Source organism: Caulobacter sp. GW821-FHT11E10 (assembly GCF_058808375.1).
Window position 1 is genome coordinate 61,887 of record NZ_JBXARP010000004.1, and the last position, 24,602, is coordinate 86,488.

Annotated in this window: 19 protein-coding genes; 3 read left to right on the forward strand and 16 right to left on the reverse strand. The window is 67.8% G+C overall.

The features are described 5' to 3' along the window. Nucleotides 1-14: 14 nt before the first annotated feature. Complete coding sequence (gene metC / locus AC1RRV_RS09160; protein ID WP_492859308.1) at nucleotides 15-1,163, forward strand: cystathionine beta-lyase; 1,149 nt, start codon at nucleotides 15-17, stop codon at nucleotides 1,161-1,163. Here the strand turns inward: metC and AC1RRV_RS09165 are convergent. The 9 genes from AC1RRV_RS09165 to AC1RRV_RS09205 all read right to left on the reverse strand — a co-directional run bounded on the left by AC1RRV_RS09165 (nucleotide 1,160) and on the right by AC1RRV_RS09205 (nucleotide 11,584). Beyond that, nucleotides 1,160-1,678, reverse strand: a complete 519-nt coding sequence (locus AC1RRV_RS09165; protein ID WP_492859309.1) for a YdeI/OmpD-associated family protein — start codon at nucleotides 1,676-1,678, stop codon at nucleotides 1,160-1,162. The two genes, metC and AC1RRV_RS09165, sit on opposite strands and share 4 nt — an antisense overlap. 9 nt (nucleotides 1,679-1,687) lie before the next feature. Further along, entirely contained in the window at nucleotides 1,688-2,098 is a 411-nt protein-coding gene (locus AC1RRV_RS09170) for a GFA family protein (RefSeq protein WP_492859310.1), read from the reverse strand. Between the two features lie 87 nt (nucleotides 2,099-2,185). Then, nucleotides 2,186-2,956 carry a uroporphyrinogen-III C-methyltransferase gene (cobA, locus tag AC1RRV_RS09175; protein WP_492859311.1) on the reverse strand — a complete coding sequence of 257 codons (771 nt, stop codon included), beginning with the start codon at nucleotides 2,954-2,956 and terminating at the stop codon, nucleotides 2,186-2,188. Next, nucleotides 2,946-5,630, reverse strand: coding sequence for a nitrate reductase (locus AC1RRV_RS09180; RefSeq protein WP_492859312.1), 2,685 nt, complete (start codon nucleotides 5,628-5,630; stop codon nucleotides 2,946-2,948). The genes cobA and AC1RRV_RS09180 overlap by 11 nt, the downstream gene beginning before the upstream one ends. Continuing rightward, nucleotides 5,623-5,979, reverse strand: coding sequence for a nitrite reductase small subunit NirD (gene nirD / locus AC1RRV_RS09185; RefSeq protein ID WP_492859313.1), 357 nt, complete (start codon nucleotides 5,977-5,979; stop codon nucleotides 5,623-5,625). Before nirD ends, AC1RRV_RS09180 begins: the two co-directional genes overlap by 8 nt. After that, nucleotides 5,976-8,432, reverse strand: a complete 2,457-nt coding sequence (nirB, locus tag AC1RRV_RS09190; protein ID WP_492859314.1) for a nitrite reductase large subunit NirB — start codon at nucleotides 8,430-8,432, stop codon at nucleotides 5,976-5,978. The genes nirD and nirB overlap by 4 nt, the downstream gene beginning before the upstream one ends. A 26-nt stretch (nucleotides 8,433-8,458) precedes the next feature. Further along, nucleotides 8,459-9,679 (reverse strand): nitrate/nitrite transporter, encoded by a 1,221-nt coding sequence (locus tag AC1RRV_RS09195; protein WP_492859315.1) that lies wholly within the window; start codon nucleotides 9,677-9,679, stop codon nucleotides 8,459-8,461. A 235-nt stretch (nucleotides 9,680-9,914) separates the two neighbouring features. Continuing rightward, nucleotides 9,915-11,060 carry a CmpA/NrtA family ABC transporter substrate-binding protein gene (locus AC1RRV_RS09200; RefSeq protein ID WP_492859316.1) on the reverse strand — a complete coding sequence of 382 codons (1,146 nt, stop codon included), beginning with the start codon at nucleotides 11,058-11,060 and terminating at the stop codon, nucleotides 9,915-9,917. Continuing rightward, the gene (locus AC1RRV_RS09205; protein WP_492859317.1) at nucleotides 11,057-11,584 is read right to left on the reverse strand and encodes an ANTAR domain-containing response regulator; all 528 of its coding nucleotides are present in this window, start codon (nucleotides 11,582-11,584) and stop codon (nucleotides 11,057-11,059) included. Before AC1RRV_RS09205 ends, AC1RRV_RS09200 begins: the two co-directional genes overlap by 4 nt. 352 nt (nucleotides 11,585-11,936) lie before the next feature. Between AC1RRV_RS09205 and AC1RRV_RS09210 the strand changes: the two genes are divergently transcribed. Both AC1RRV_RS09210 and AC1RRV_RS09215 read left to right on the forward strand, forming a co-directional pair. Next, nucleotides 11,937-12,401, forward strand: a complete 465-nt coding sequence (locus tag AC1RRV_RS09210) for a DUF4126 family protein (protein ID WP_492859318.1) — start codon at nucleotides 11,937-11,939, stop codon at nucleotides 12,399-12,401. Next, nucleotides 12,398-13,792, forward strand: a complete 1,395-nt coding sequence (locus tag AC1RRV_RS09215) for an FAD-containing oxidoreductase (protein WP_492859319.1) — start codon at nucleotides 12,398-12,400, stop codon at nucleotides 13,790-13,792. Before AC1RRV_RS09210 ends, AC1RRV_RS09215 begins: the two co-directional genes overlap by 4 nt. Here the strand turns inward: AC1RRV_RS09215 and AC1RRV_RS09220 are convergent. The 7 genes from AC1RRV_RS09220 to AC1RRV_RS09250 form a co-directional block, all read right to left on the reverse strand. Beyond that, the gene (locus AC1RRV_RS09220; protein WP_492859320.1) at nucleotides 13,789-14,574 is read right to left on the reverse strand and encodes an ABC transporter ATP-binding protein; all 786 of its coding nucleotides are present in this window, start codon (nucleotides 14,572-14,574) and stop codon (nucleotides 13,789-13,791) included. The genes AC1RRV_RS09215 and AC1RRV_RS09220 overlap by 4 nt on opposite strands. Before the next feature lie 12 nt (nucleotides 14,575-14,586). Further along, nucleotides 14,587-15,492, reverse strand: coding sequence for a nitrate ABC transporter permease (gene ntrB, locus AC1RRV_RS09225; protein WP_492859321.1), 906 nt, complete (start codon nucleotides 15,490-15,492; stop codon nucleotides 14,587-14,589). Between the two features lie 14 nt (nucleotides 15,493-15,506). Continuing rightward, nucleotides 15,507-16,793 (reverse strand): CmpA/NrtA family ABC transporter substrate-binding protein, encoded by a 1,287-nt coding sequence (locus tag AC1RRV_RS09230; protein WP_492859322.1) that lies wholly within the window; start codon nucleotides 16,791-16,793, stop codon nucleotides 15,507-15,509. Between the two features lie 12 nt (nucleotides 16,794-16,805). Then, nucleotides 16,806-18,194 carry an alginate export family protein gene (locus AC1RRV_RS09235; RefSeq protein WP_492859323.1) on the reverse strand — a complete coding sequence of 463 codons (1,389 nt, stop codon included), beginning with the start codon at nucleotides 18,192-18,194 and terminating at the stop codon, nucleotides 16,806-16,808. Between the two features lie 328 nt (nucleotides 18,195-18,522). Further along, the gene (locus AC1RRV_RS09240) at nucleotides 18,523-19,857 is read right to left on the reverse strand and encodes a hypothetical protein (RefSeq protein ID WP_492859324.1); all 1,335 of its coding nucleotides are present in this window, start codon (nucleotides 19,855-19,857) and stop codon (nucleotides 18,523-18,525) included. Nucleotides 19,858-19,937: 80 nt separating this feature from the next. Beyond that, nucleotides 19,938-23,003 (reverse strand): TonB-dependent receptor domain-containing protein, encoded by a 3,066-nt coding sequence (locus tag AC1RRV_RS09245; RefSeq protein WP_492859325.1) that lies wholly within the window; start codon nucleotides 23,001-23,003, stop codon nucleotides 19,938-19,940. 58 nt (nucleotides 23,004-23,061) lie between these two features. Next, nucleotides 23,062-24,405, reverse strand: a complete 1,344-nt coding sequence (locus AC1RRV_RS09250) for a dicarboxylate/amino acid:cation symporter (protein WP_492859326.1) — start codon at nucleotides 24,403-24,405, stop codon at nucleotides 23,062-23,064. Between the last annotated feature and the right edge of the window lie 197 nt (nucleotides 24,406-24,602).

Here is a 24,602-nt window from a genome sequence, read left to right on the forward strand (position 1 = left end):
CCGAGAGTTCAGCCATGGACGAAGAAACCCGCCTGATCCGCACGGGCTCCGAGCCGACCGGCCTGGCGCGCACGGTCAATCCGCCGATCCAGCGCGGCTCCACGGTGCTGCTGCCCAACGCCGCGTCGCTGTATGACGACGACCAGATCACCTATGGCATCACCGGCCTCTCCTCGCCCGCCGCCTTGCAGCGCGCCCTGGCCGAGCTGGAGGGCTCGCCGGACGTCACCCTCTATCCATCCGGCCTGGCGGCGATCACCGGCGCCATGCTGGCCGTGCTGAAGGCCGGCGACGAGATCCTGGTGGTCGACAGCGCCTACAAGCCCACGCGCCGGTTCTGCGACCGGGTGCTGACCCGCTTCGGCGTCAAGACCACCTATTACGACCCCGCCCTGTCGCCTGACGCCCTGATCGCCCTGGCGACGCCGAAGACGCGGATGATCCTGCTGGAGTCGCCTGGTTCCCTGACCTTCGAGATGCAGGACATTCCGGCCATCGCTAAGGCGGCCAATGCCCGGGGGATCATCACCCTGATCGACAACACCTGGGCCGCCGGCTTCTATTTCAAGCCGCTGGCGCACGGGGTGACGATCAGCGTCCAGGCCCTGACCAAGTATGTGGGCGGCCACTCGGACTGCTTCATGGGCTCGGCCACGACCATGGACACGGTGATCGGCAATCAGCTGGGCGACGCCATGTGGGACATCGGCTGGTCGGTGTCGCCCGACGACGCCTACACCATGCTGCGCGGTCTCCGGACCCTGGCGACACGCCTGCCGCGCCACCAGGAGAACGGCCTGGAGATCGCCCGCTGGCTTCAGGACCGGCCCGAGGTCTCGCGCATCCTGCATCCCGCCCTGCCGGGCGACCCGGGCCACGCGCTGTGGAAGCGCGACTTCACCGGCGCCTGCGGCCTGTTCGGCGTGGTGCTGAAGCCCTGCTCCCAGCGCGCCGTCAACGCCTTCCTCGACGAACTTCAGCTGTTCGGTCTGGGCTTTTCCTGGGGCGGCTACGAAAGCCTGGCCATTCCCTGCGATCCGCAGCTGAAGAACCGCAGCGTCCCGGTGAACCTGGAAGGCCCGCTGCTGCGCCTGCATATCGGCCTGGAGGCCGTCGACGACCTGAAGGCCGATCTCGACCAAGCCTTCACCAAGCTCGTCTAGACGACCGCGCCATCCTTCCAGTCGCGGGCCATGAACCGGCCCGGCGCGCCGCCCAGCACCGCCAGGGCCGCCTCGATGTTGCGCGCCTTGGCCTCGTCGGATTTCACGCTGGCGAAACGGCGCAGGGCCTCCTTCTTCAGGCTGGGCGCCAGGGCCTCCCAAGCCCGCGTGGCGACCTTGTCGCGCTTGAGGCCCTTCTCGAACGCCTCGGGTATCGGATGGACCGGGCCGCCGCGATAGGCCTCGTCAAACGCCACGGAGACCTCGACCGTGTCGCCGACCCCGACACCGGCCGCATCCCGCACCTCGCCGTGCAGATAGAGGAAGAAGCCGCCGTCGCCCCTCGGCATCATGTTGATCCGCCAAGGCTCGGCGGGCGCGCCATTGACCTGGACCAGGACCGGCATCGGCTTGCGCCAATCTTCGCGCAGGCGCGCGGCCTGCCCGGCGTCGACCGGCACGAAGGGATTGATCCCGTTGATCTCGATCTTGGCCTTGAAGCGAAGGCTGGTCATGGGCAAACCCTAGAGGTAGCGGAGCTCGGTCTCGCTCGGCTTTTCCCACCAGAGATTATCGCGCCCATTGCCGTAGGTGATCGGTGAGGCGGCCAGTTCCTCGTCCGTCGCGTCATCCAGGGTCGCGACCTGGATCGAGACGAAGGCCCCGCCGATCTGTTCGACATAGCCCTGGCCAAAGACGCGCACGCCGCAGGTCGAGCAGAACTGGTGGTTGCCGCTCATCGTGCCGAACTTGTACTCGCCCAGGCGATCCTCGCCCGCCAGCAGGCGGAAGGCGTCCGGTTTGATCAAGGCGCCCCAGCTGCGGGCCTTCTTGCAGATCGAGCAGTTGCAGCGACCTGTGCCGGCTTCCAGATCGATGTCGGCTTCGTAGCGGACCGCGCCGCAGTGGCAGCTGCCAGTATAGGTCTTCAGCATGGGGCGTCCCTCTCGATTGGCGTCGTTCGTTGGACACCGTTCTATAGAAGGCCTGCTGCCACCCTACTGTCAGTATGAAGCCTGGTCTCAGGCCGTCAGGCGCGATTGCTCGACGATTTCGGCGACCGCATGGGCCTGGGCGGCGACCTCGCCGACCACGATCAGCAGCGGTCCGTCGCCGGCCTCCGCCACCTTCTCGGCCAAGGTGGCCAGGGTGGCGGTGTAGAGCCGCGCATCCGCGCCGCCGGCCTTCTCGACCGCGACGGCGGGCGTGTCGGCGGGACGCCCTGCTTCAATCATCCGCTGAGCCAAGTCGCCGGCCACGTCGCCTCCCATATAGACCGCCAGGGTCGCCTCGGGATCGGCCGCGGCGCTCCAGTCGCCCGACAGCTTGCCGGCCTCAAGCCGCGCCGTCGTGAAGACCACGCGCCGGGCCTCGCCGCGATGGGTCAGGGGGAAGCCGAACTGGGCGGCGGCGGCGCAGGCGGCGGTGACGCCGGGCACCACCTCGGTCTCGACGCCGAAGCCGTTCAGGAACGCCGCTTCCTCGCCGACCCGGCCGAAGATCGAGGGATCGCCGCCCTTCAACCGCACGACCCGCAGGCCCTTGCGCGCCAGGCGCAGCATGAGGCGATTGATCTCGTCCTGCTTCATGCTGGGCTTGCCGGCCCGCTTGCCGGTCTGGATGCGCACGCAGCCCGCCGGGGCCAAGGCGATGGCCTCCTCCGAGCATAGGGCGTCATAGAGCAGCGCCTGGGCGCCTTCCACGGCGCGGAAGGCGCGGACGGTCATCAGGTCCACCGGACCCGGACCGGCCCCGACCAGCAGAACCTTGCCGAGCTTGTTCTCAATCGACATGGGCGGGCTCCTTGGAGGTTACGGCCAGCGCTTTGATCATGCGTGCGATTTCGGGGCGGCAGGACCCGCAGTTGGTCCCCGCGCCCGTGACCGCGCCGACGGTGTCCGGCGTATTCGCCCCGGCCGTGATGGCGGCGTTGACGGCCTTGGCGCCAACCTTGAGGCAGGCGCAGACCATCGGCCCCTTGTCGACCGGCGCGCCGGGCGGACGACCGAACAGCAGGGCCGAGCGGGCCTCGGCCGTCAGCGGCGCGGCGAACAGGTCGGCCAGCCAATCGCGCGGCGGCAGCCGGCCGGTGGTGGTCATGTAGAAGACCGCGACCAGCTGGCCGTCCTTGATCCAGGCCTCGCGGCGCGCGCCGGTGGCGGCGTCCTCATAGGCCACGACCTCGCCGACGAGCCCCTTGGTAAGCGCCTTGCGCAGGGCGTCGCGCTGGGACTGGTCGCCGCGACCGGCGAACTCGTGCTGCTGGCAGGCGTCCTGCGGGATGCGGCGCCAGACCAGATCCAAGCCCGGCGCGGCGACGCCGTCCCGGCAGAGGAAGAAGCCCTTCCAGGTTTCCCGATAGGCGCGAACGCGGGCGGGCGTGTGCTTGAACTCAGGCTGGCCCGAAGTCGGATCGGTGTTTGGCGCCACCAGGGCGTTGGCGCGGCCCGACGGCGCGAAGGCGTCCGTCCAGTGCATCGGCATGAACAGCGAACCGCGACGCTGGCGATCGCTGACCTTGGCCACGGCCACGGCCTCCGCGCGCGAGGTCGTCACCCGAGCCAGGGCGCCGTCCTTCAGGCCGAGAGCCTCGGCGTCGTCCGGATGGATCTCGACATACGGCTCGGGCGCGTGGCGGCAGAGGTCGGGCGCCAGGCCCGTACGGGTCATGGTGTGCCACTGGTCGCGGATGCGGCCGGTGTTCAAGGACATGGGATAGGCGTCGCCGGTCGCCTCGGCCGGGCCGCGCGGCTTGACCGGAACCATCCTGGCGCGGCCGTCGGGGGTCTGGAAGCGGCCGTCCACGAACAGGCGCGGCGTGCTCTTGCCGTCGGCCTTCACCGGCCACTGAACCGGCAAAAGTTCGCCATAAGCCTCTGGCGTCAAAGCCGAAAGGCCCGTCAAATTCAACAAGCGACCTTCGTTCTCATAGGCCGTCAGGCGGGCCCACTCACGGAAGACGCCCGCGTTGTTGGCCCAGCCGAAGCCGCCATAGCCCATGGCCGTGGCGACATCGGCCATGATCTTCCAGTCGGCGCGCGTATTGCCAGGCGCGGGGAACAGGGCCCGCTGACGCGAGATGCGGCGCTCGGAATTGGTGACCGTGCCGTCCTTCTCGCTCCAGGCCAGTGCAGGCAACTTGACGTCGGCGAAGGCGGTGGTGTCGGTCTCGACGCAGTCCGAGACCACGACGAACGGGCACTTGGCCAGGGCCTCGCGGATCGCGCCGCTATCGGGAAGGCTGACGGCCGGGTTGGTGGCCATCACCCAGATCGCCTTGATCCGCCCGTCACGCACCGCCTCGAACATCTCGACGGCCTTCAGGCCCGGCGCGCGAGCGGTGTCGGGCGCGCCCCAGAAACGGGCGACGCGGTCACGGTCGGCCGGGGCGAAATCCATGTGGCCGGCGAGCGTGTTGGCCATGCCGCCGGTCTCGCGGCCGCCCATGGCGTTGGGCTGGCCGGTGATCGAGAACGGGCACGCGCCCGGCTTGCCGATCCGGCCGGTGGCCAGGTGGGCGTTGATGATGGACAGGCCCTTGGCCACGCCCTGGACCGACTGGTTGGCCCCCATCGAGAACAGACTGACCGTCCGCTCGTGGGCGGCGAACAGGTCGTAGAAGGTCTGCAGATCCTCGATCGCGATCCCGCAATCCGCGGCGACGGCGGTAAGGGACTGGTCGCTTTCCCCAAGCGTGGCGACCACTTGGTCGAAATTGTTCACGTGATCGGCGATGTAGTCACGATCGATCGCGCCACGTCGGATCAGGTCGGCCAACAGGCCGTTCCAGAGGCGCACGTCGCTCTGGGGGGCGATGGCCAGGTGCAGATCCGCGCCTTCGGCGGTGTCGGTGCGGCGCGGATCGATGACCACGTGCTTCTGGCCACGCGCCTTGGCCGCCTCCATGCGGCGGAACAGCACCGGGTGGGTCCAGGCGGCGTTGTGGCCGCTGAACACCACCAGATCGGCGACGTCGAGGTCTTCGTAGCAGCCGGGCACCAGGTCGGCGCCGAACGCCTGCTTGTGGGCGGCGACGGCCGAAGCCATGCAGAGGCGGCTATTGGTGTCGATATTGCCCGAGCCGATGAACCCCTTCATCAGCTTGTTGGCGACGTAATAGTCCTCGGTCAGAAGCTGTCCCGAGACGTAGAAGGCCACGCTGTCGGGGCCGTGGCGCGCGATCGTGTCCTTGAAACGCTTGGCCACCAGGGCGGTGGCCTCGGCCCACGAGGCGGTCTTGCCGCCGATCGTGGGCTCCAGCAGGCGCCCCTCAAGGCTGACCGTCGCGCCGAGGGCCGAACCCTTGGAGCACAGACGCCCGAAGTTGGCCGGGTGGACGGCGTCGCCGGCGACTGCAAGAGCCCTGCCCTGCGCCGGCGTTTGACCGACCGCGCCCGACACGCCGCAGCCCACCCCGCAATAGGGGCAGGTCGTCTTGACGAGCGGAGCGGTCGAACCGTCAGCCATGGGCGTCGAGGCCCGCCGGCAAGCTGAGCAGCAGGCGGCCGTCGCGCACCTCCAGCGGCACGACCGGCGTGCAGCCCTTGCCCTTGTCGGCGCCCATCGGCTCGCCGGAGGCCAGGTCGATCGACCAGTTGTGCAGCGGGCAGGCCACGGCGCGGCCGTGGACGATGCCCTGGCTCAACGGCCCGCCCTTGTGTGGACAGGCGTCCATCAGAGCGAACACCTCGCCGTCGCCGGTGCGGAAGATGGCGATGTCGCCGCGCGGGCTGGGCACCCGGCGGGCGCCGCGACGGGGAATGTCGGTCACCGCCCCAACGTCCACCCAGACTGGAACTTTCACGTGCGCGTTCATGCGGGGACGAACTCCATCCGGCGGCTCATGGGGGTGAATTCCTCGTTGTGGCGACCGGCCACGCGTTCGGCCCACGGGTCGATGCGGGCGAAGCGCTGCGAGAAGACGAAACGGTCGTAGAGCGCCTTGCGCTGGTCGGGGTCGGTGACCTTCTCCTGGATGCTCTCCAGGCCCACCCGCGCCATCCACTTGTAGACCCGCTCCAGGTACCAGCCCTCTTCGCGGTACAGCTGCATGGCGGCGGCGATCACCCAAACGGTCTCGTCCTCGGTCGCCACCCGGGTCAGCACCTGAGTGCCCTGGATGTGCAGACCGGCGGCGCCGCCGATATGGATCTCGTAGCCGCTGTCGACGCAGACCACGCCGAAGTCCTTGCAGGTGGCCTCGGCGCAGTTGCGCGGGCAGCCCGAGACCGCCAGCTTCACCTTGGCCGGCGACCATGAGCCCCACAGGAACTTCTCCAGGCGGATGCCCAGGCCCGTGGAGTCCTGAGTGCCGAACCGGCACCAATCGCTGCCGACGCAGGTCTTCACCGTGCGCAGGCCCTTGGCGTAGGCATGGCCGCTGACCATGCCCGCCGCGTTCAGGTCGGCCCAGACGGCCGGTAGGTCGTCCTTCTTGACGCCCAGCAGGTCGATGCGCTGGCCGCCGGTGACCTTGACCGCGGGGATGGCGAACTTGTCGGCGACATCGGCGATGGCCCGCAGCTCGTCGGGCGTGGTCATGCCGCCCCACATGCGCGGCACGACGCTGTAGGTGCCGTCCTTCTGGATGTTGGCGTGGACCCGTTCGTTGATGAAGCGCGACTGCTTGTCGTCGCGATACTCCGACGGCCAGGCGCACAGCAGGTAGTAGTTCAGGGCCGGGCGGCACGACGAGCAGCCGTCGGGCGTGCTCCATTCCATGGCCTGCATGACGGCGGGCATGGACTTCAGTTCGTAGTCGAGAATGGCCTTGCGAACGTCCGAGTGCGGCTTGTCCGTACACTTGCACATCGGCTTGGGGCCGGTCTGTTCCTTGAAGCTGTCGCCCAGGGTCAGCTTCAGCACCTGCTCGACCAGCGGCGTGCACGAGCCACAAGAGGCCGAGGCCTTGGTGACCGCCTTCACGTCGTCCAGGGTCGTCAGACCCTGAGCGGTGATGGCCGAGACGATCGAACCCTTGCAGACGCCGTTGCAGCCGCAGATTTCCTGCGTGTCGGGCATGGCCGCAACGGCGGCGTTAGGGTCCAGGCCGGACAGCCCTTCCGTAATGGCCTGGCCGAAGATCAGGGTCTCGCGGATGTCGGTGACCACCGTCCCGGCCCGCATAAGGTCGAAGTACCAATTGCCATCGACGGCGTCGCCGAACAGCACCGCGCCGGCCACCTTCCCGCCCTCGATGACAACGCGCTTGTAGACGCCGCGCCCGGCGTCGCGGAACACGATGTCCTCGCAGCCTTCGCCGCCCGAGAACTTGCCGGCCGAGAACACGTCGACGCCCGAGACCTTCAGGCGGGTCGACAGGACCGAGCCTTCATAGGCCCCCTCCCCATCGGTCATGGACTCGGCGAGCGAGCGGCACATCTCCCAGATGGGCGCGACCAGACCGTAGCAGTTGCCACGGTGCTCGGCGCATTCGCCAACCGCGAACACCGCCGGATCGGAGGTGCGCATGGCGTCGTCGACGACCACGCCGCGATTGACCGTCAGGCCGGCGGTCCGGGCCAGGGCGGCGTTGGGCTTGATGCCCACGGCCATGACCAGCAGGTCGCACGGCAGGGTGCGGCCGTCCTTCAGCTTCAGGCCGGTGACCTGGCCGTTCTCGCCGACGATCTCCTCGGAGTGAGCGCCCATCACCGTCTCGACGCCGCGTTCCGCCAGGGCCTCGCGCAGCAGGAAGCCGGCGCTTTCGTCCAGCTGGCGCTCCATCAGCACGTCCATCAGATGGACGACCGTGGCGGCCATGCCGCGACGCGCCAGGCCGTAGGCGGCTTCCAGGCCCAGCAGGCCGCCGCCGATGACCACGGCGCGGGCGCCGGCCTTGCCCGATGCGGCGACCATGGCCTCGACATCGTCGAGGTCGCGGAAGGTGACCACGCCCTTCAGGTCGATCCCGGGCAACGGCAGGCGGAACGGATCCGAGCCGGTGGCCAGGATCAGCTTGTCGTAGGCGACTTCCAGACCGCCCTCGGCGACCACCTTGCGGCCTTCCAGGTCGACCGCGGTGACGGCGCGACCGGCGTGGAGGGTGATCGCGTTGTCGCGATACCAGGCCTCGTCGTTGATGACGATGTCGTCGAAGGTCTTCTCGCCCGCCAGCACCGGCGACAGCATGATGCGGTTGTAGTTTACCCGCGGCTCGGAGCCGAAGATGGTGACGTCGTAGCGGGCGGGGTCGCGCTTCAGCACTTCCTCGACCGCCCGGCAACCGGCCATGCCGTTGCCGATGACGACCAGACGCTCTTTAGTCATGGTTTCACTCACCTATCGAAGCGGGATCAGACGCGGACGCTGGCGGCGTCGCCATGCAGGGTCGGCCACACCGCCCGCCAGCGGGACTTCAGGCCGTAGAGGGCGACGAAGGCGAACAGGGCCAGCAGGGCGAAGCCGAGGAAGCCCGACTGGTAGGAACCGGTCATCTTCTTGGCCATGCCCAGGGTCGAGGCCAGGTAGAAGCCGCCGACGCCGCCCGTCATGCCGATCAGGCCGGTCATGACGCCGATCTCCTTGCGGAACCGCTGCGGGGCCAGTTGGAACACCGCGCCGTTGCCAGCGCCCAGGACCAGCATCGAGAACATCAGCACGGCCAGGGCGAGATAGGCCGAAGGCAGCTGGAAGCTGGCGGTGGCCATGCCGGCGGCGGCCAGCACGTAGACGAAGCTCAGGGTGCGCACGCCGCCGAAGCGATCGGCCAGGGCGCCGCCCACCGGACGGATGAACGAGCCGGCGAAGACGCAGGCGGCGGTGAAGAAGCCGGCGATGACCGGATCCAGGCCATACTCCGAGTTGAAGTACATGGTCAGCGACGAGGCCAGGCCCACGAAGCCGCCGAAGGTCACGCCGTACAGCAGCATCAGCCACCAGGCGTCCGGAACCTTCAGGACGTCGAGATATTCGGCGAACTTCTTCGGGGCCGGCTGCCCGGGGGCGTCCTTGGCCATCAGCATGTAGACGACGAAGGCGATGACCAGCGGGATAGCGGCCAGGCCGATCACGTTCTGCCAGCCGAACATCTTGGCCAAGACCGGGGCGAACAGGGCGGCCAGGGCCGTGCCTGAATTGCCGGCGCCGGCGATGCCCAGGGCCAGGCCCTGGTGCTCTTGCGGATACCAGCGCGAGGCCAGCGGCAGGGCCACGGCGAACGACGCGCCCGCCACACCCAGGATGATGCCCAGGGCCAGGACCTGCTGGTAGTTGTGGATGCCGACCACCCAGGCCAGCGCCAGGCCGGTGATGACGATCAGTTGACCGATCATGCCCGTCCTCTTCGGCCCGATGCGATCGACCAGCACGCCGTTGACCAGGCGCAGCAAGGCGCCGACCAGCACGGGGATGGCGACCATCAGGCCCTTCTGGGCGGGATCGAGGTGGAAGTCCTTGGCGATGGCGACGCCCAGCGGGCCCAGGATCACCCAGACCATGAAGCTGAGATCGAAATACAGGAAGGCGGCGAACAGGGTCGGCGTATGACCGGCCTTCAGGAAGTCGCGGGAAAGCATGACGGCCTCGGATGTTTGCGTGTCTGCGAGAGCAGGGCGTCGTCGCCCCGGGCGGGTGACCGCATCCGAGCGGTCCTCTTGCAGCCGCGAACGTCGTTGTCCGTTGGCCTTGAGCCTACTGGAGACCTGTGTCGGGCAAGGTGTCACGGCTTATGCCGCGCTGCGGCGCCGATGCTTCTTGCGGCGCACACTTGCTCAGCATTTGCACAGCAGCACCGCCTAGAAAGCGTGCATATCAGGCAGGTGCGCGGCTGATCGAAAAACCAGCGGCATAGGCGCGCACGGCCGTGGGGTCGAACGGACGCCCGTCGAACAGCCGCGCTTGCGCCGGTTCCACGGCGTCGGGGAAGACCAGGGCCGGTTCCAGAATCGGCCCGACCGACAAGGCCGCCTCGCGGTAGAGGTCGGGGCGATAGACCCGATCAACCAGGGCCTGGAGATCATGCTTGAGGCCGATCTGCCCCCAGCGAGTCATCTGCGACAGGAACCATAGGCCGTGCTCCCGGCGCGGCAGGCCAGCGGCGTCACGGTGGAAGACGATCTCGTGCTCCACCGCCCGGGCGATCGCGGCGGGATCGGCGCCGATGCGGTCGGGGCGCGCCAGCAGGGCGATCAACTCTTCGCGGTTCTCGGGCGCATCGGCCCAGGCCGCGCCTCGGATGACCGCGCGCAGGGTCGCCCGAAGCTCGTCGGGACGTTGCTGGGCCAGGGAGGCGGAAACACCCAACACCTTGTCCGGGCCGCCTGGCCAGAATTGCGAGGCGGCGACCAGGATCCGGCCGACGCCCTCGGCTTCCGCCACCGCGTTCCAGGGCGCGCCCACGCAGAAACCATCGACCGCGCCCAGCCGCATCTGCTCGACCATGCGCGGCGGCGGGATCACCACGATACGAACGTCGCGATCGGGATCGATGCCGCCCTGCGCCAGCCAGTAGCGCAGCAGGTAATTGTGCATCGAGTACGGGAAGACCACGGCGAAGGTCAAAGCCCCCTGCCCGCTGGCCTTGCGAGCCTCGATCACCTGGCTCAGGACGCTCGCGGTCACGGGTGCCTTCGACAGATCTTGCGGCCCGATGGCGCCGATCGCTTCCGCCAGCGCCGCGGAAACGGTCACGGCGCTGCCATTCTGGTTCAGGGCCAGCGGCGCCAGGATCGCGCCCTCGCCGCTGGCCGTGGCGGCCAAGGCCATCGGCGCCAGCATGTGGGCGCCGTCCAGAGCGCCGACGGCGACCTTGTCACGGATCGTGGCCCAGGACGCTTCGCGGACGAGCTCGACGTTCAGCCCCTCCTCCTCGAAGAAGCCCAGCGCGTGGGCGGCGGCCAGGGGCGCGCAGTCGGTCAGCGGGATGAAGCCGAGCCGCAGATCGGAGAGGCCGCTCACGCGCCGTCCCCCTTCAGCACTCCAGCGAAGGCCAGAAGGTCGGCCGCCACCGCCCCGATCGGCTTGCCGCGATCCATGGCCAGCTTGCGCAACAGGCGATAGGCGCCGTCCTCGTCGAGGCCGCGCTCCTTCATCAGCAGGCCCTTGGCGCGCTCGACGGTCTTGCGCGATTCCAGGTCGGCCTTGGCCTTGGCGAGATCGCCGCGCAGCTGCTGGGTCAGGGCGAAACGGCTCATGGCCACGTCGAGGATCGATCGGATTCGCCCGACCGCCAGGCCGTCGACCACATAGGCGGCCACGCCGGCCCGCACCGCCTGCTCGGCCAGGCCGGGCTCTGAACGGTCGACGAACATGACCACGGGATGGCCCTGGCTGGACTCCTTGAGGCTGTCGAGCGTGTCGCGGTCGGGACTCTCGGCGGCGATCACCACCACGTCGGGCGCGAAGGCCAGCACCTCGGCCTCGTCATAAACGGCCGAACGGCGCACCTCGAGCGGCTGCACCCCCTCGAGCCCTTCGGCCACGAGAGCGGCGCGCGCAGTATCTGGATCAATCACGAGCACCCGCATTGCTGTTGGTCCTAGGCGCCGGGCCCCCAACTTGTGGCAACTTTCCCTCGTCTGGCGATACCCCGCACAAGATTGCTCATAAACCAGGCGCCGGCGATCGTTCCTTGAGCGAAACGGAGAGCCCTGCCCTGAGCGGGCGGCCGGCCGCATCGACCTGCCGCGCCCGTCCTCGGGAGGGCAAGACCATGCCGTCCCTGACGCCATGGCGCGTCGAACACGATCGGAACGTGCAAGAGCCGCGTTCGACCTTGCGTTGTCCTGAAGACGCGCGGCAGTCTCGCCGAAACAAGCTGAAGCGGAGTCTTTCATGGCCCTCTATCTCTTCGCCCTGCTGATCGGCGTGATCGCGGGTCTGCGCGCCATGACGGCGCCGGCGGCCGTCGCGTGGGCCGCCCGTCTGGGCTGGCTGCCGCTGGCCGGCTTTCCGCTTGCCTGGCTGGGCGGTTGGATCGCGGTGGCGGTCTTCACCCTGCTGGCGCTTCTGGAACTGGTCGCCGACCAGCACCCGAAGACACCCAGCCGCAAGGTTCCACACCAGTTCGGTACGCGCATCCTGAGCGGCGCCTTCAGCGGCGCGGCCCTGATGATGCCCAGCGGCCACTGGGTGCGCGGCGCGGCCATCGGCGCCGTCGGCGCGGTGATCGGCACATTGGGCGGCGCGGACATCCGCGGACGTCTCGCCGCCAAGTTCGGCAAGGACCTGCCCGCCGCCCTGATCGAGGACGCGGTGGCCGTGGTCGGCGCACTGGCGATCCTGGCGCTGGCGCGATGACCGCCCAGCGCTTCGACGCCATCATCATCGGCGCCGGACAGGCCGGGCCGTCCTTGGCCGGTCGCCTGACCGCCGCCGGCCAGACGGTGGCGATAGTCGAGCGCAAGGATTTCGGCGGGACCTGCGTCAACACCGGCTGCATGCCGACCAAGACCCTGGTCGCCAGCGCCTATGCCGCGCATCTGGCCCGCCGCGCCGCCGACTATGGGGTGACCTTGGAGGGCGAGGTCGGCGTCGACATGAAGCGCGTCAAGGACCGCCAGCAGACGGTCGTCCGTAACGCGCGGGACGGTGTCGAAAAATGGCTGCGCGGCATGCCGGGCTGCACGGTGATCCAGGGCCATGCCCGCTTCGAGAGCGCCGCCACGGTTCGGGTCGGCGATGACCTGCTCACCGCGCCCCAGATCTTTCTGAACGTCGGCGGCCGGGCCAATGCGCCCGACATGCCCGGGATTGGCGACATTCCTTACCTGACCAATGTCGACATGATGCGGCTGGATACGCTGCCCGAGCACCTGGTCATCGTCGGCGGCAGCTACATCGGGCTGGAATTCGCCCAGATGTTCCGCCGGTTCGGCAGCCAGGTGACCGTCGTCGAGATGGGGCCGCGCCTGATCGGCCGCGAGGATCCGGAGATTTCGGACACGATCCGCGAGATCCTCGAAGCCGAGGGGATCGCCGTCCGCCTCAACGCCGAGTGCATCAGCTTCTCGCCCAACAAGACAGAGAGGGGTGAGGAAGGCGTCTGCGTCCATGTCACCTGCGAGGCCGGCGCGCCCCAGGTGACCGGCTCGCACGTCCTGCTGGCGGTCGGCCGCAAGCCCAACACCGACGACCTGGGCTTGGCGGCGGCCGGGGTCGAGATCGACAAGCGCGGCTATATCGCCGTCGACGACCAGCTGCGGACCAATGTGCCTGGAATCTGGGCGATGGGCGACTGCAACGGCAAGGGCGCCTTCACCCACACCGCCTACAACGACTTCGAGATCATCGCCGCAAACCTGCTCGACAACGACGCCCGCAAGGTCAGCGATCGCATCACCTGCTACGGCCTGTTCGTTGATCCGCCCCTGGGCCGGGTGGGCATGACCGAGGCCGAGGCCAGGGCGACCGGCCGACCGCTGCTGGTCGGCCAGCGCCCGATGACCCGCGTCGGCCGCGCCGTCGAGAAGGGCGAGACCCAGGGCTTCATGAAGGTGGTGGTCGACGCCGAGACCAAGCAGATCCTCGGCGCCGCCATCCTCGGCCTGAACGGCGACGAAGCCATCCACGGCATGATCGACCTGATGTACGCCAAGGCGCCCTACACGGTGATCGAACGGGCGGTGCACATCCATCCGACGGTGTCCGAACTGATCCCGACAATCCTGCAAGAGCTCAAGCCCGCTTAAGCAGCCCTTCTTGCGTACAGGAACTCGATCACCGCCGCCCGCGCATGGACGTAGGTCGGGTCCTCGGCCATCGCCAGGCGATCCCGCGGGCGGGGCAGCGCGACATCCAGAACCTGGCCGACACTGGCGCGCGGGCCATTGGTCATCATCACGATGCGGTCCGACAGCAAGGTGGCCTCATCCACGTCGTGGGTGATCATCAGCACCGTGTTCTTGAGCACGGCGTGGATCTCCATGACGCTGTCCTGCAGGTGGGCGCGGGTCAGGGCGTCGAGCGCCCCGAACGGTTCGTCCAGCAACAGCACCTTGGGCTCCATGGCCAGGGCCCGGGCGATGCCGACCCGCTGCTTCATGCCACCCGAGATCTCGGCCGGACGCTTGTCTAGAGCGTGGGTCATCTTGACCAGCTCCAGATTGTGCAACGTCCACTCTCGACGTTCCGCGGCGGATTTGCTCCCGCCGAACACCTTGTCGACCGCCAGGGACACGTTCTCGCGGACCGACAGCCACGGCAGGAGCGAGTGGTTCTGGAAGACGACGGCGCGGTCGGGCCCCGGGGCGTTGACCTCCTGCCGGTCAAGGATCACCGCGCCGGTCGTGACCGGCACGAGACCCGCCACCACGTTCAGCAGCGTGGACTTGCCGCAACCCGAGTGGCCGATGATCGAGACGAACTCGCCCTTGTCGACCTTGAGGTCGATCCCGGTCAGCACCTCGCTGCGGGCCGCGCCCTTGGTGAAGGTCACGCCGACGTTCTCGATGGAAAGATAGGCTTTTGCCATGTGCGTGACTCCCTAGCTGGCCGCGCTGCCGCGCGAGACGAAGTGGCCGACCAGGGCCACCAGGCGGTCGAGGAAGAAGCCCGTCATGCCGACCCAGGCCAGGGCCACGATGATGTCGGCGATGCGCGAGGCGTTGTACTGATCCCAGATGAAGAAGCCGATGCCGACGCCGCCCAGCAGCATTTCCGAGGCGACGATGGCCAGCCAGCTCATGCCGATCCCGATGCGCAGGCCCGTGAAGATGTAGGGCGTGGTCGAGGGCAGCAGGATCTTGAAGAAGTATTCGGCCGGCGAAAGGCGCAGCACCTTGGCGACATTGACGTAATCGCTGGGGATGTTCCGCACGCCGACGGCGGTGTTGATGATGATCGGCCAGATCGCCGTGATGAAGATCACGAACAGGGCCGACGGCTGAGCCTGATGGAAGGCGGCCAGCGAGATCGGCAGCCAGGCCAGGGGCGGCACGGTGCGTAGGACCTGGAAGATCGGGTCCAGCCCCCGATGCGCCCAGCGGTTGGAGCCGACGAAGACGCCCAGCAGGATCCCGCACACAGCCGAGATCGAGAAGCCGACCCCGACGCGCTTCAGGCTGGTGAAGACGTGCCAGAACAGACCCTTGTCGACCCCGCCGTTGTCGTAGAACGGGTGAAGGATCAGGTCCTTGGACTCAAGCCACACCTGCTTGGGCGCCGGCAGGCCCGTATAGGAGTCGCCGATGATCGCCTGCCAGAGCGCCAGTGCGACCAGCGCGGTCAGGACCGGTGGGATCACCAGGCCGGCGATCGCCTTGGCGTGACGCCCCAGTTCCGAGTAGGGCGAAGGCTTGGCCGCCTCGGGCGGAAGCGAAGCGACCGCTGTCCCCGGCACCGCGTCAGGCGCCGGAGTCGCGGTGGTGAACGAGGGCTTGGGATAGGTCATGGCGCGCCCTCCCCTCAGACCAGCTTCTTGATCGGCTGGCTGGCCAGATAGGCGCCCGGATTGGCCGGGTCGAACACCTTGCCGTCGAAGAAGCGCTCGACGCCTCGGCTGTCGCCGGCCGGACCGTTCTGGCCGATGGTCTTGGCCGCCGCGCGCCAGATGTCGGACCGGTTGACCTTGTCCACCAGGCCCTTGGTGTTGGTCTTCTGCGGCAGCACGCCCCAGCGGACGTCCTCGGTCAGGAACCACAGGTCGTGGGACTTGAACGGGAAGCTGGCGTTGTCGGCCCAGAACTTCATGCGATGCGGCGAGTTCTTCAGCGTCCGGCCGTCGCCGTAGTCCACCGTGCCCTGCAGGCGGGGCAGGATGTCGCCCATCGGCACGTTGACGTACTGACGGCCCGAGACGATCGAGCACATGGCCGGAAGGTTCGAGGTCTTGTCGCACCACATCTGCGCTTCCTGGATGGCGGCGGTGATGGCTTGGGCGGCGCGCGGATACTTGTCGACCCAGGCCGCCCGCATGCCGAGCGCCTTTTCCGGGTGGTTCATCCAGAGCTCGGAGGTGAGGCAGGCGGTGTAGCCGACCTTCTGATTGACCAGCTGACCGTTCCACGGCTCGCCCACGCAGAAGGCGTCCTGGGTGCCGGCCTTCATGTTGGCCACCATCTGCGGCGGCGGGATCACGATGGTGGCGACGTCGGTCTCGGGATTGATGCCGCCCGCCGCCAGCCAGTAGCGGACCCACAGGTCGTGGGTGCCGCCCCGGAAAGTCATGGCGATCTTGGCGATGTTGCCGGCGGCCTTCAGCTGCTGGAACTTGGCCTTGGCGCCGGCGCTGTTCAGCCCGACCTGCACGCTCTTCAGATCGTTGCCGACCGAGATCGCCTGGCCGTTCGTGTTGAGGCGAGCCAGGATGTACATCGGCGTCGGCACGCCGTTGGTGATCGCCCCGGTGGTCATCAGATAGGGCATCGGCGACAGGATATGCGCCCCATCGATGCCGCCCCGCTCAGAGCCCAGCACCAGGTTGTCGCGGGTGGCGGCCCAGGAGGCCTGCTTGACCACCTCGATGTCCGGCAGGCCGTGCTTGGCGAACAATCCCCGCTCCTTGGCGATGATCACCGGCGAGCTGTCGGTCAGGGCGATGAAGCCCAGGCGCGCCTTGGCGGTCTCGGGTCCCGCGCCGGCGGCGTGCGCTCCGCCCGGGAAAGCGGCCTTGGCGGCGGCGATGGTGGCGGCGGCGCCCATCAGGGCGTGGCGACGGGTCAGGCCGGACTTTGTGTTGTCGGTCATGGTCATGCGTCCTGTGGGCTAGAACTTGTATTCGAGGGTGAACCAGGCCTTGGTCCGCGCGGCCGGCGGCGTCGCCGTGCCCACGGGCACGGTCGTGACGCGCTGGAAGTCGGCGTACTTCAGCTGGATCGAGAGCTTGGTGGTTATGGCGGCGGTGAACTGGACGTCCCACTCGTGGCCGAGGTCCGCGCCGGTCCGCTGATCGTTGAAGTCGTGGTAGCGAACCACGACGTCGCTGTTGAAGAAGTAGGTCCGGCGGAAGCGCGGCTTGACGTTCAGGCTGAGGTTCAGGTCCTCGATCCCGTCGACGAAGCTCTTGTTGCCACCCGGTGAGGCGAAGGCGTCCGACCAGCCGTTGAAGGCGTGGACGGTGGCCAGGGGCGTGGTGAAGCCGCGCACGCCGTCGCCTTCCAGCGACTCGTAGCTGGCCTTCACGGTGTAGATGTCGAAGGTGCCGGCTAGGTCCGCGCCGAAGTAGTCGAGATCGAACGCTGCCGTATTGTGGCGATAGTCGGATTGCTGAGCGAAGGTGGCGTTGTAGGCGAACTGATACAGGCCCAGCCATGTCTTGCCCGAGGCTTTCACCCCCTTGGTGATGGACGAGTTGGCCGCCGAGTTGCCGAAGTCGAGGGCGTAGACGAAGCCCTGCAAGCGCAAGGCTTCCGCCGGCGACCAGGTGGCGTTGAAGAGATGGCTGTCGCTGTCCCAGTCGCGCAGTTCGCCCAGGATACGGTTGATGTGGGTGACATAGGCGTAGGTCGCCTTGAAGCGGCCGTAGGCGACGTCGGCGCGGATGGCGTCGAAGGTCTGCTCGTCCTGGCGCCAGCCGACATTGCCGACGAAGCGCTGGTCGTCCAACAGGATCCGCTGGCGACCGGCGGTGACCTGTAAGGCGGCGCTGGGCGTCCAGGTCAGCTGGGCGCGGTTCAGCTCGGTGACGTCCGGATCGTTGACGACCGGAAAGCGGGCCTTGTCGGCGCCGTTCAGCGGGGCGGTCGTCACACCCGGCACGTTGACGGCGTAGTGCTCGGAACCCAGCTGGCGGACGTCCTCGAACTCGACCAGGCCCTTGACGCCCTTGAACTCGGCGGTTTCCCAGCCCAGGCGGGTACGGATCGTGAAGGCGTTGGCCTCATCGCGCAGGGTCGCCGTGCGGGTTTGGTCGACGTTCTCGTAGCGGGCGCGGACCTCCAGGATCAGCTTGCCGGCTCCGATCTGGTCGCTGACCGTCGGCGGCGGCGCGGGTGGCGGCGGCGGTTCCGGAGCGGCTTCCGCGGCGGGCTCGGCGACCGCCTCTTCGGCCGGCTTTGGCGCCGGATCGGGCGCGGCCTGCGCCAAGGCGGCCGTGCTCCAGGCGAGCGCGCTCAGCGCCGCACCGCAGTGCAGCATAAATCGGACAGATTTCATGCCTTCATCCCCTAAGGCTAAAACAAAAAAACGCCCGGCGAGACCACGCGCAGCGGTCTCTCCGGACGTCGTTGTCCAAGCTTGCCAAACGGCTACAGCGCCGCCGGCGGCCCTTACGAGCCAACAGGAAACGTCGTTGTCCCCCGTGTCGTGATCAGGAGGCGGCCGGCGGGGGAAACCGGCAATCGCAAAACCGCGTTCTCAGCTGCCGCAGCGCACAAAAGGCGTCATTTTGCACAGCAGCAAAGCACGCCGAAGCAGCGCTCTGCCCGCTATTTTCGCGTTTCCAGCGTCCGAGCCCGGCGGACTCAGGTCCGACCTCTGGCGATCACCGCTGCGTCAGACCCGGCTTCACGCGCGGATAGCTGCGGGTTGAAAGGTCCGGCGGACGATAATCGACCTGGAAGTGGCAGGCCTCGCCATAGGTCTGCACCGCCTCGGCGCAGCCGGCGGCCAAAGAGGAGGGGCTGGGCTTGGCCCCCCGCTCTATCCACGCCCTCATCGCGCGCAGCAGGGCGGCGTATTCCGGCGTGGCGAGTTTCGAGTGTTCGTGCTCGTCGGTGAACGACTGGACCAGCAGATCGCTTCTACCGGCCTTGGCGACCGTGTCGTGGAACACCTGCTCGAGCTCCACGAAGGCCGTGGGATCGTCGATGGCGTGCAGGGTCAGGGTCGGCACGAGCAGCTTGCCGGTCAGGTCGCTGTCCTCCGCCAGCAGGCGCACGCCCTCCGGATCGGCCGCGAAGCGCGGCACACCCTTGTTCAGCGCCTTGTCGTCATCCGAGCCCTGATAGACGACGCCGACATTGCCGAACGGGTTCTTTCCGCCCAGTCGCTTGTTGACGATGTCGGCGAAGGTGAAGGTTGCCCAGCCGAGATGACTGTCCAGGGTGCGCTCGGGGATCCGCGTCACGGCCAGGATGTTGGCGAGAATGCGCTTCTGCTGGTCCGAGCGTTTGTCGGCCGGCAGGTTGACGCCCGTGCAGGCGTTCACGCGCTCGTCCAGTTGCTTGTTGGTGAGCTTCGAGCCGACCGGCTGCCCCTGCCACAGCGGATACTGCGTCTCGCCCTTGGCCGGATGGTCGCCGCAATAATACTGGTAGACGGCCCGCAGGTCGGCGCGGAAGTCGTAGGCGCGTGTCCCGCCCGAGACCACGCCGCTGGTCAGGATGACGCCGTCATAGACCAACTTGCCTTGGGCGTCCTTGCCATAGAGCTCGGCGGTCTTGGCCGCGACGTTGGCGCCCCAGGACTGGCCATGCAGCAGGGTGCGCTTGGGGCGGCCGTAGGTTTCCCAGAAGAGCTCGCGGAGGTTGTCGCTGTCCTCGGCCGCTGATCGGACGCCGTAGCCTTCCCGCCGATAGTTCGAGCCGGCCCAGGCATAGCCCTCGGCCACGGTGACGGCGAAACGCTGGAGATCCTCGACCGCATCGTCGGGCTTGGGCGTCTTGAGGCGCGGGCCGCCGTGGGTGTGCACGACCAGCGAGCCGTTCCAGGCCTTCGGGATAGCGATCCAGTAGTAGGCGCCGTTCTGGTCCTGCCCGGCTAGGCACCGGGTCTCGGTGGGGAGGCCTTCGGGGCACGCCTTGGCCGTGGGCGGCTCGGCCCGCGCGCCGCCCACGAGGGCCAGGCTGAAACCCAGAACGGCGGCGAGGATCTTCATGAGTGTATGGGCCTTCAAACGCGAAACGAGGAAGGGCCGGCCGCTCCCGGGGGAGGAAGGAGCGGCCGGCCAGCTCAGCATCAGAACGACTTGGCGATGCTGAGATACCAGTAGCGGGCATAGGGGTTGTAGAGCGAACCGATGTAGCCGCCCGACGACAGCGGCGGATCCTTGTCGAAGAGGTTCCGCGCGCCGACCCGGATACGGGTGTCATGCGCCCAGCCCTTCTGCTCGAACCGATACTGGCCGTAGAGGTTGACCGTGGTCAGCGGCTTGACGCGCCAGGGCTCGCCGACGGCCGACAGCAGGTCGGTGTCCAGCACCGCGCCGGTGTAGATCACCGAGGCGCCGACCTGGACCGGTCCGGCGCGCCAAGTGCCCGTGCTGCTCCACTTCCACTTCGGCTTGCCGTTGCGCTTCAGCAGGTCGCCCGGATCGGTCAGGGGCGTGGCTGGGTTGATGGTGCTGGCGGCGCGGGCGGCGAACAGTTCGGCGATCGGCGGGGCCAACTCCTGCGAGTACTTATCCATATAGGTGCCGTCGACGTTCAGGCTGAAGCGGCCCACGTTTTCGGTGCGCAGGACCCAGTTCAGGCCGAAGTCGATGCCGCTGACCGTCTGCGGCTGCAGGTTCTTGAACTGGTCGCGGATCTCCAGGATCTGGCCCACCGGCGCCAGACCCGTGCCATTGAAGAAGGCGACATCGTCGACCGTCGGGTTGGCGCGGATGACGTTGGTGTTGTTCGAGCCGGTCAGGCGGGCCAGGTAGTCCTGCACCGCGATATTGGTCGAGCCCAGGGTGCCGACGATGCCGTCCTGCTTGATCTGCCAACGGTCGACCGTGAACGTGAAGCGGCCGAACTGCTCGGGAATGAAGGTCGGCTGCAAAACCACGCCGACCGAATAGCTTTCGCTCTCTTCGGCCTTCAGGTTCGGGTTGCCGGCCGTGGTGAAGCGGATGCCGACGCCACGGCTACAGGCCGAGAACGTCGCGATGCGTTTGGCGCGCAGGTCGGCCTCGCAGCGGTAGTAGTCGGTGACCGTATTAGTCCGCGAGTAGCTGAACGGGTTGGTGGTCTCCAGGTTCGGGGCCCGGAAGCCCTGCTGCCAGGAGCCCCGGAACCGGACCCCGTCGACCACGTCCCAGGCGACAGCCACCTTGGGCTTCGCGACCGAGCCGAAGTCGCTGTAGTTCTCGAAGCGACCGGCCAGTTGAACGTCGACACGACGGACCAGCGGGATGTGCATGTCGGGCGAGACCAGCGGCAGGGCGAATTCGACAAAGGCCGAGCCGACATCGCGCGAGCCTTTCGTGCTCGGGGTGTCGTTGACGCCGGTCACGTTGCTGGCGCTGGTCGCGCCCGTCACCGGGTCGGTGAAGGGCGTGCGGCCGTCCAGCATCGGGTCGCGGCGATCCTGCTGGGTCTCATGGCGGAACTCGACGCCGGCGGCGACGCCGACGTCGCCCGACCAGATGGTCAGGAGGTCAGGCTTGGAAACCTTGAAGTCGGCCAGCGTCAGGGTGGTGGTCGAGTGGCGCTTCAGGCGGAAGCGGATGGCGTCCAGCGCGGCCTGCGAGCTGGGTGTGCAGTCACGACCGCCCGTGCCGTCGAGGCAGCCGCCGTTGAACGGGTTGTAGGCGTCGGGCGTCGACAGGGCGAGTTGGGCGGCCAGCTTCTTGCTGTCGATGCCGTCGCTCTCGTCCTTGGCGTCGGCCTTCGAATAGAGGAGCGCCGAGTCCCAGGACCAGCCCCACTTCTCGCCCTTCAGCCCGCCCAGGAAGCGGGTCTGATAGTTCTCGACCTCGACCTTGCTCGGGCCCAGGTCGTTGAAGCGGTAGTTGGTGAAGGTCACCGGCAGGCCGGCGGCCGGCACGTTGGTCAGGTTCGGCAGACGGTTGGGGTTGGCCTGTCCGTTGGCGAAGGTCACCGGACCGAACGGGTTGTAGTAGTTGCTGGCCGGCACGCCGATCGCCACCAGGCTGGTGCCCTGGGTGGTCAGCCCCTCGGAGGTCGCGTGGTAAAAACCGACCTCGCCGTAGGCCGTCAGCGTGTCACTGATGTCGTAGTGGCCATTCAGAAACAGGTTCTGGCGCTCGATCTCCGGCGCGATGGTCGTCGCGTCGTTCTGGGGCGCGTTATAGCGGTAGGCATTGGCGGTGCTGCCGGTCGCCAGGTTGCCGGTGCCCAGGCACAGGCCGTTGCCGATCTGGGTCACACAGCCGGCGATGGTGTTGGGCTGGACGTGGGTCGCGCCCGCCGCCGTGGTCAGGGCCGTCGTGCCCTGGCGGATGGCGCTGGTGACGCCGAACGCCGTGAAGTTGGCGAACGAGTTCTGGTTGCCGCGGTTGTCCGGCGCGGCGCTGGCCGCGTAGTCGGTATAGCCGGCGAACAGCGGACGCAGATCCTGGGTCGCGGTGTAGGGGCGATCGCTGGGACGCTGGGCCGTGCGCCAGGTGAAGTTGCCGTTCAGCGAGATGTTGCCCCGACCTTCCGCGAAGTTGCGGCCGGCGAAGATGTTACTGCTGTATTCCTTGCGGTGCGTGCCCTCGGCCCAGCCGTACTGGGCGTCGACCGTCAGGCCGTCGAAGTCGGTCTGCAGCACCGAATTGACCACGCCGGCCACGGCGTCCGCGCCATAGATGGCGGCGGCGCCGTCGCGCAGGATTTCCAGGCGCTCCAGGTTCGAGGTCGGGATGGCGTTGGCGTTGTAGCCGAGCAGCGGCACCGTACCCGACGACTGGCTGGTCGGGTGCGACACCAGGCGGCGGCCGTTCAGCAGCACCAGGGTGTTGCCGACGCCCAGGCTGCGCAGGTTGATCGAATTGACGTCGCCACGCGTGGAGTTGCTGGTCTGCGGGGCGTTGCTCGGATTGATGAAGACGTCGCCCATCTGCGGGATGGAGCGGAACAGGTCATCGCCCGAGACCGCGCCGGTGGCGGCGATCTGATTGTTGTCCAGCACCGTGACCGGCAGGGCCGCCGTGGTCTTGGCGCCCTTGATCTGACTGCCGACGACGACGATCTCCTCGACCTTGGTCGTGTCGGTCGCCTCCTGGGCGGCCGCGCCGGTGGCGATGAGCAGGCCGGCCAGGGCGGCGCCTTGAATGAGACTGCGGCGATAGCCACGAAGGGTTTGGTTCGTCACGCGATTAGCTCCCCAAAGTTTTCTTGTTCTGACTGCGCTTGAATGGAGGATCGGCCGCTTAAGGGCGGGCCGGGTCCGGAATGGTTCCGCTTGGAGGCGGCAAGGCCTTTTCAGGATTGAGCGCGGCTTTGAGCGCCTCGGCGTCCAGGCCACGCTCCCAGCGCGAGACGACGATGGCCGCCACCGCGTTGCCGGTGAAGTTGGTCAAGGCCCGGCATTCGGACATGAACCGGTCGACGCCCAGGATCAGGGCCATGCCGGCCACCGGCACCGCGGGCACCACCGACAGGGTGGCGGCCAGGGTGATGAAGCCCGCGCCTGTGACACCCGCCGCGCCCTTGGAGCTCAGCATCGCCACGCCCAGCAGCAGCGCCTGCTGCTCCCAGGAGAGGTGCACGCCCGTGGCCTGGGCGATGAACAGCGCCGCCAGCGTCATGTAGATGTTGGTGCCGTCCAGATTGAAAGAGTAGCCGAGCGGCACAACGAGGCCGACGACGGACTTGGGACAGCCGGCCTTCTCGAGCTTCTCGATCAGGCTGGGCAGGGCCGCTTCCGACGAACTGGTGCCCAGCACCAGCAGCAGTTCGGCCTTCAGGTATCGGATCAGGCTGAAGATCGAGAAGCCGTTGGCGACCCCGACCGCGCCCAGCACCACGATCACGAACAGCAGCGAGGTCAGGTAGAAGGTCCCGACCAGCATGGCCAGGTTGGCGACCGAGGCGATGCCGTATTTGCCGATGGTGAAGGCGAAGGCCCCGAAGGCGCCGATCGGCGCGGCCTTCATCACGATGTGAACCAGCTTGAAGAAGGCCTGGGCGACCGCTTCCAGGAAGTCGATCACCGGCCGGGCGGGCTCGCCGACCAGGGTCAGGGACAGACCGAACAGGATCGAGATCAGCAGCACCTGCAGGATCTCGCCGTCGGCGAAGGCCCCGACCACGGTGGCCGGGATGATGTTCATCAGGAAGCCGACGATCGTCTGATCGTGGGCCTTGGCGGCGTACTCCGCGACCTTGTCGGTTTTCAGGGTCGCGGGGTCGATATTCATGCCGGCGCCCGGCTGGACGACGTTGGCGACGACGAGGCCAATGACCAGGGCCAGGGTCGAGAAGACGAGGAAATAGACCATCGCCTTCAGCGCCACTCGGCCGACCTTCTCGAGGTCGCGCATGCCTGAAATGCCCGTGACAACCGTCAGGAAGATCACCGGGGCGATGACCATCTTCACCAGCTTGATGAAGGCGTCGCCCAGGGGCTTCAGCGATTGACCGATCTGGGGTTGGAAGTGACCGATCGCGCCACCGACCAGGATGGCGACCAGCACCTGGAAGTACAGATGCCGATAGAACGGCTTGGGTCGGCCGTCGTGCGGCGCCGGAGCGGCCGGTTGGATCGTCTGCACTGTCGCCTCTTGGCCAGGCCCGAGGGCCGCGTTTCCATCCCGCGCCCCTTTGCCAGGCCGCTTGGATAGACGATCCTTTTCGCAGGCAGGTCGTGCAAGCGACCTCGGAAAAAGTATCAGCCCTTTGAATTTACTCGAACTTTTCCCTGACAGCGCTGTGCAATCGCCGCAGCTCCTGGCGAAATCCCTCACGCCAC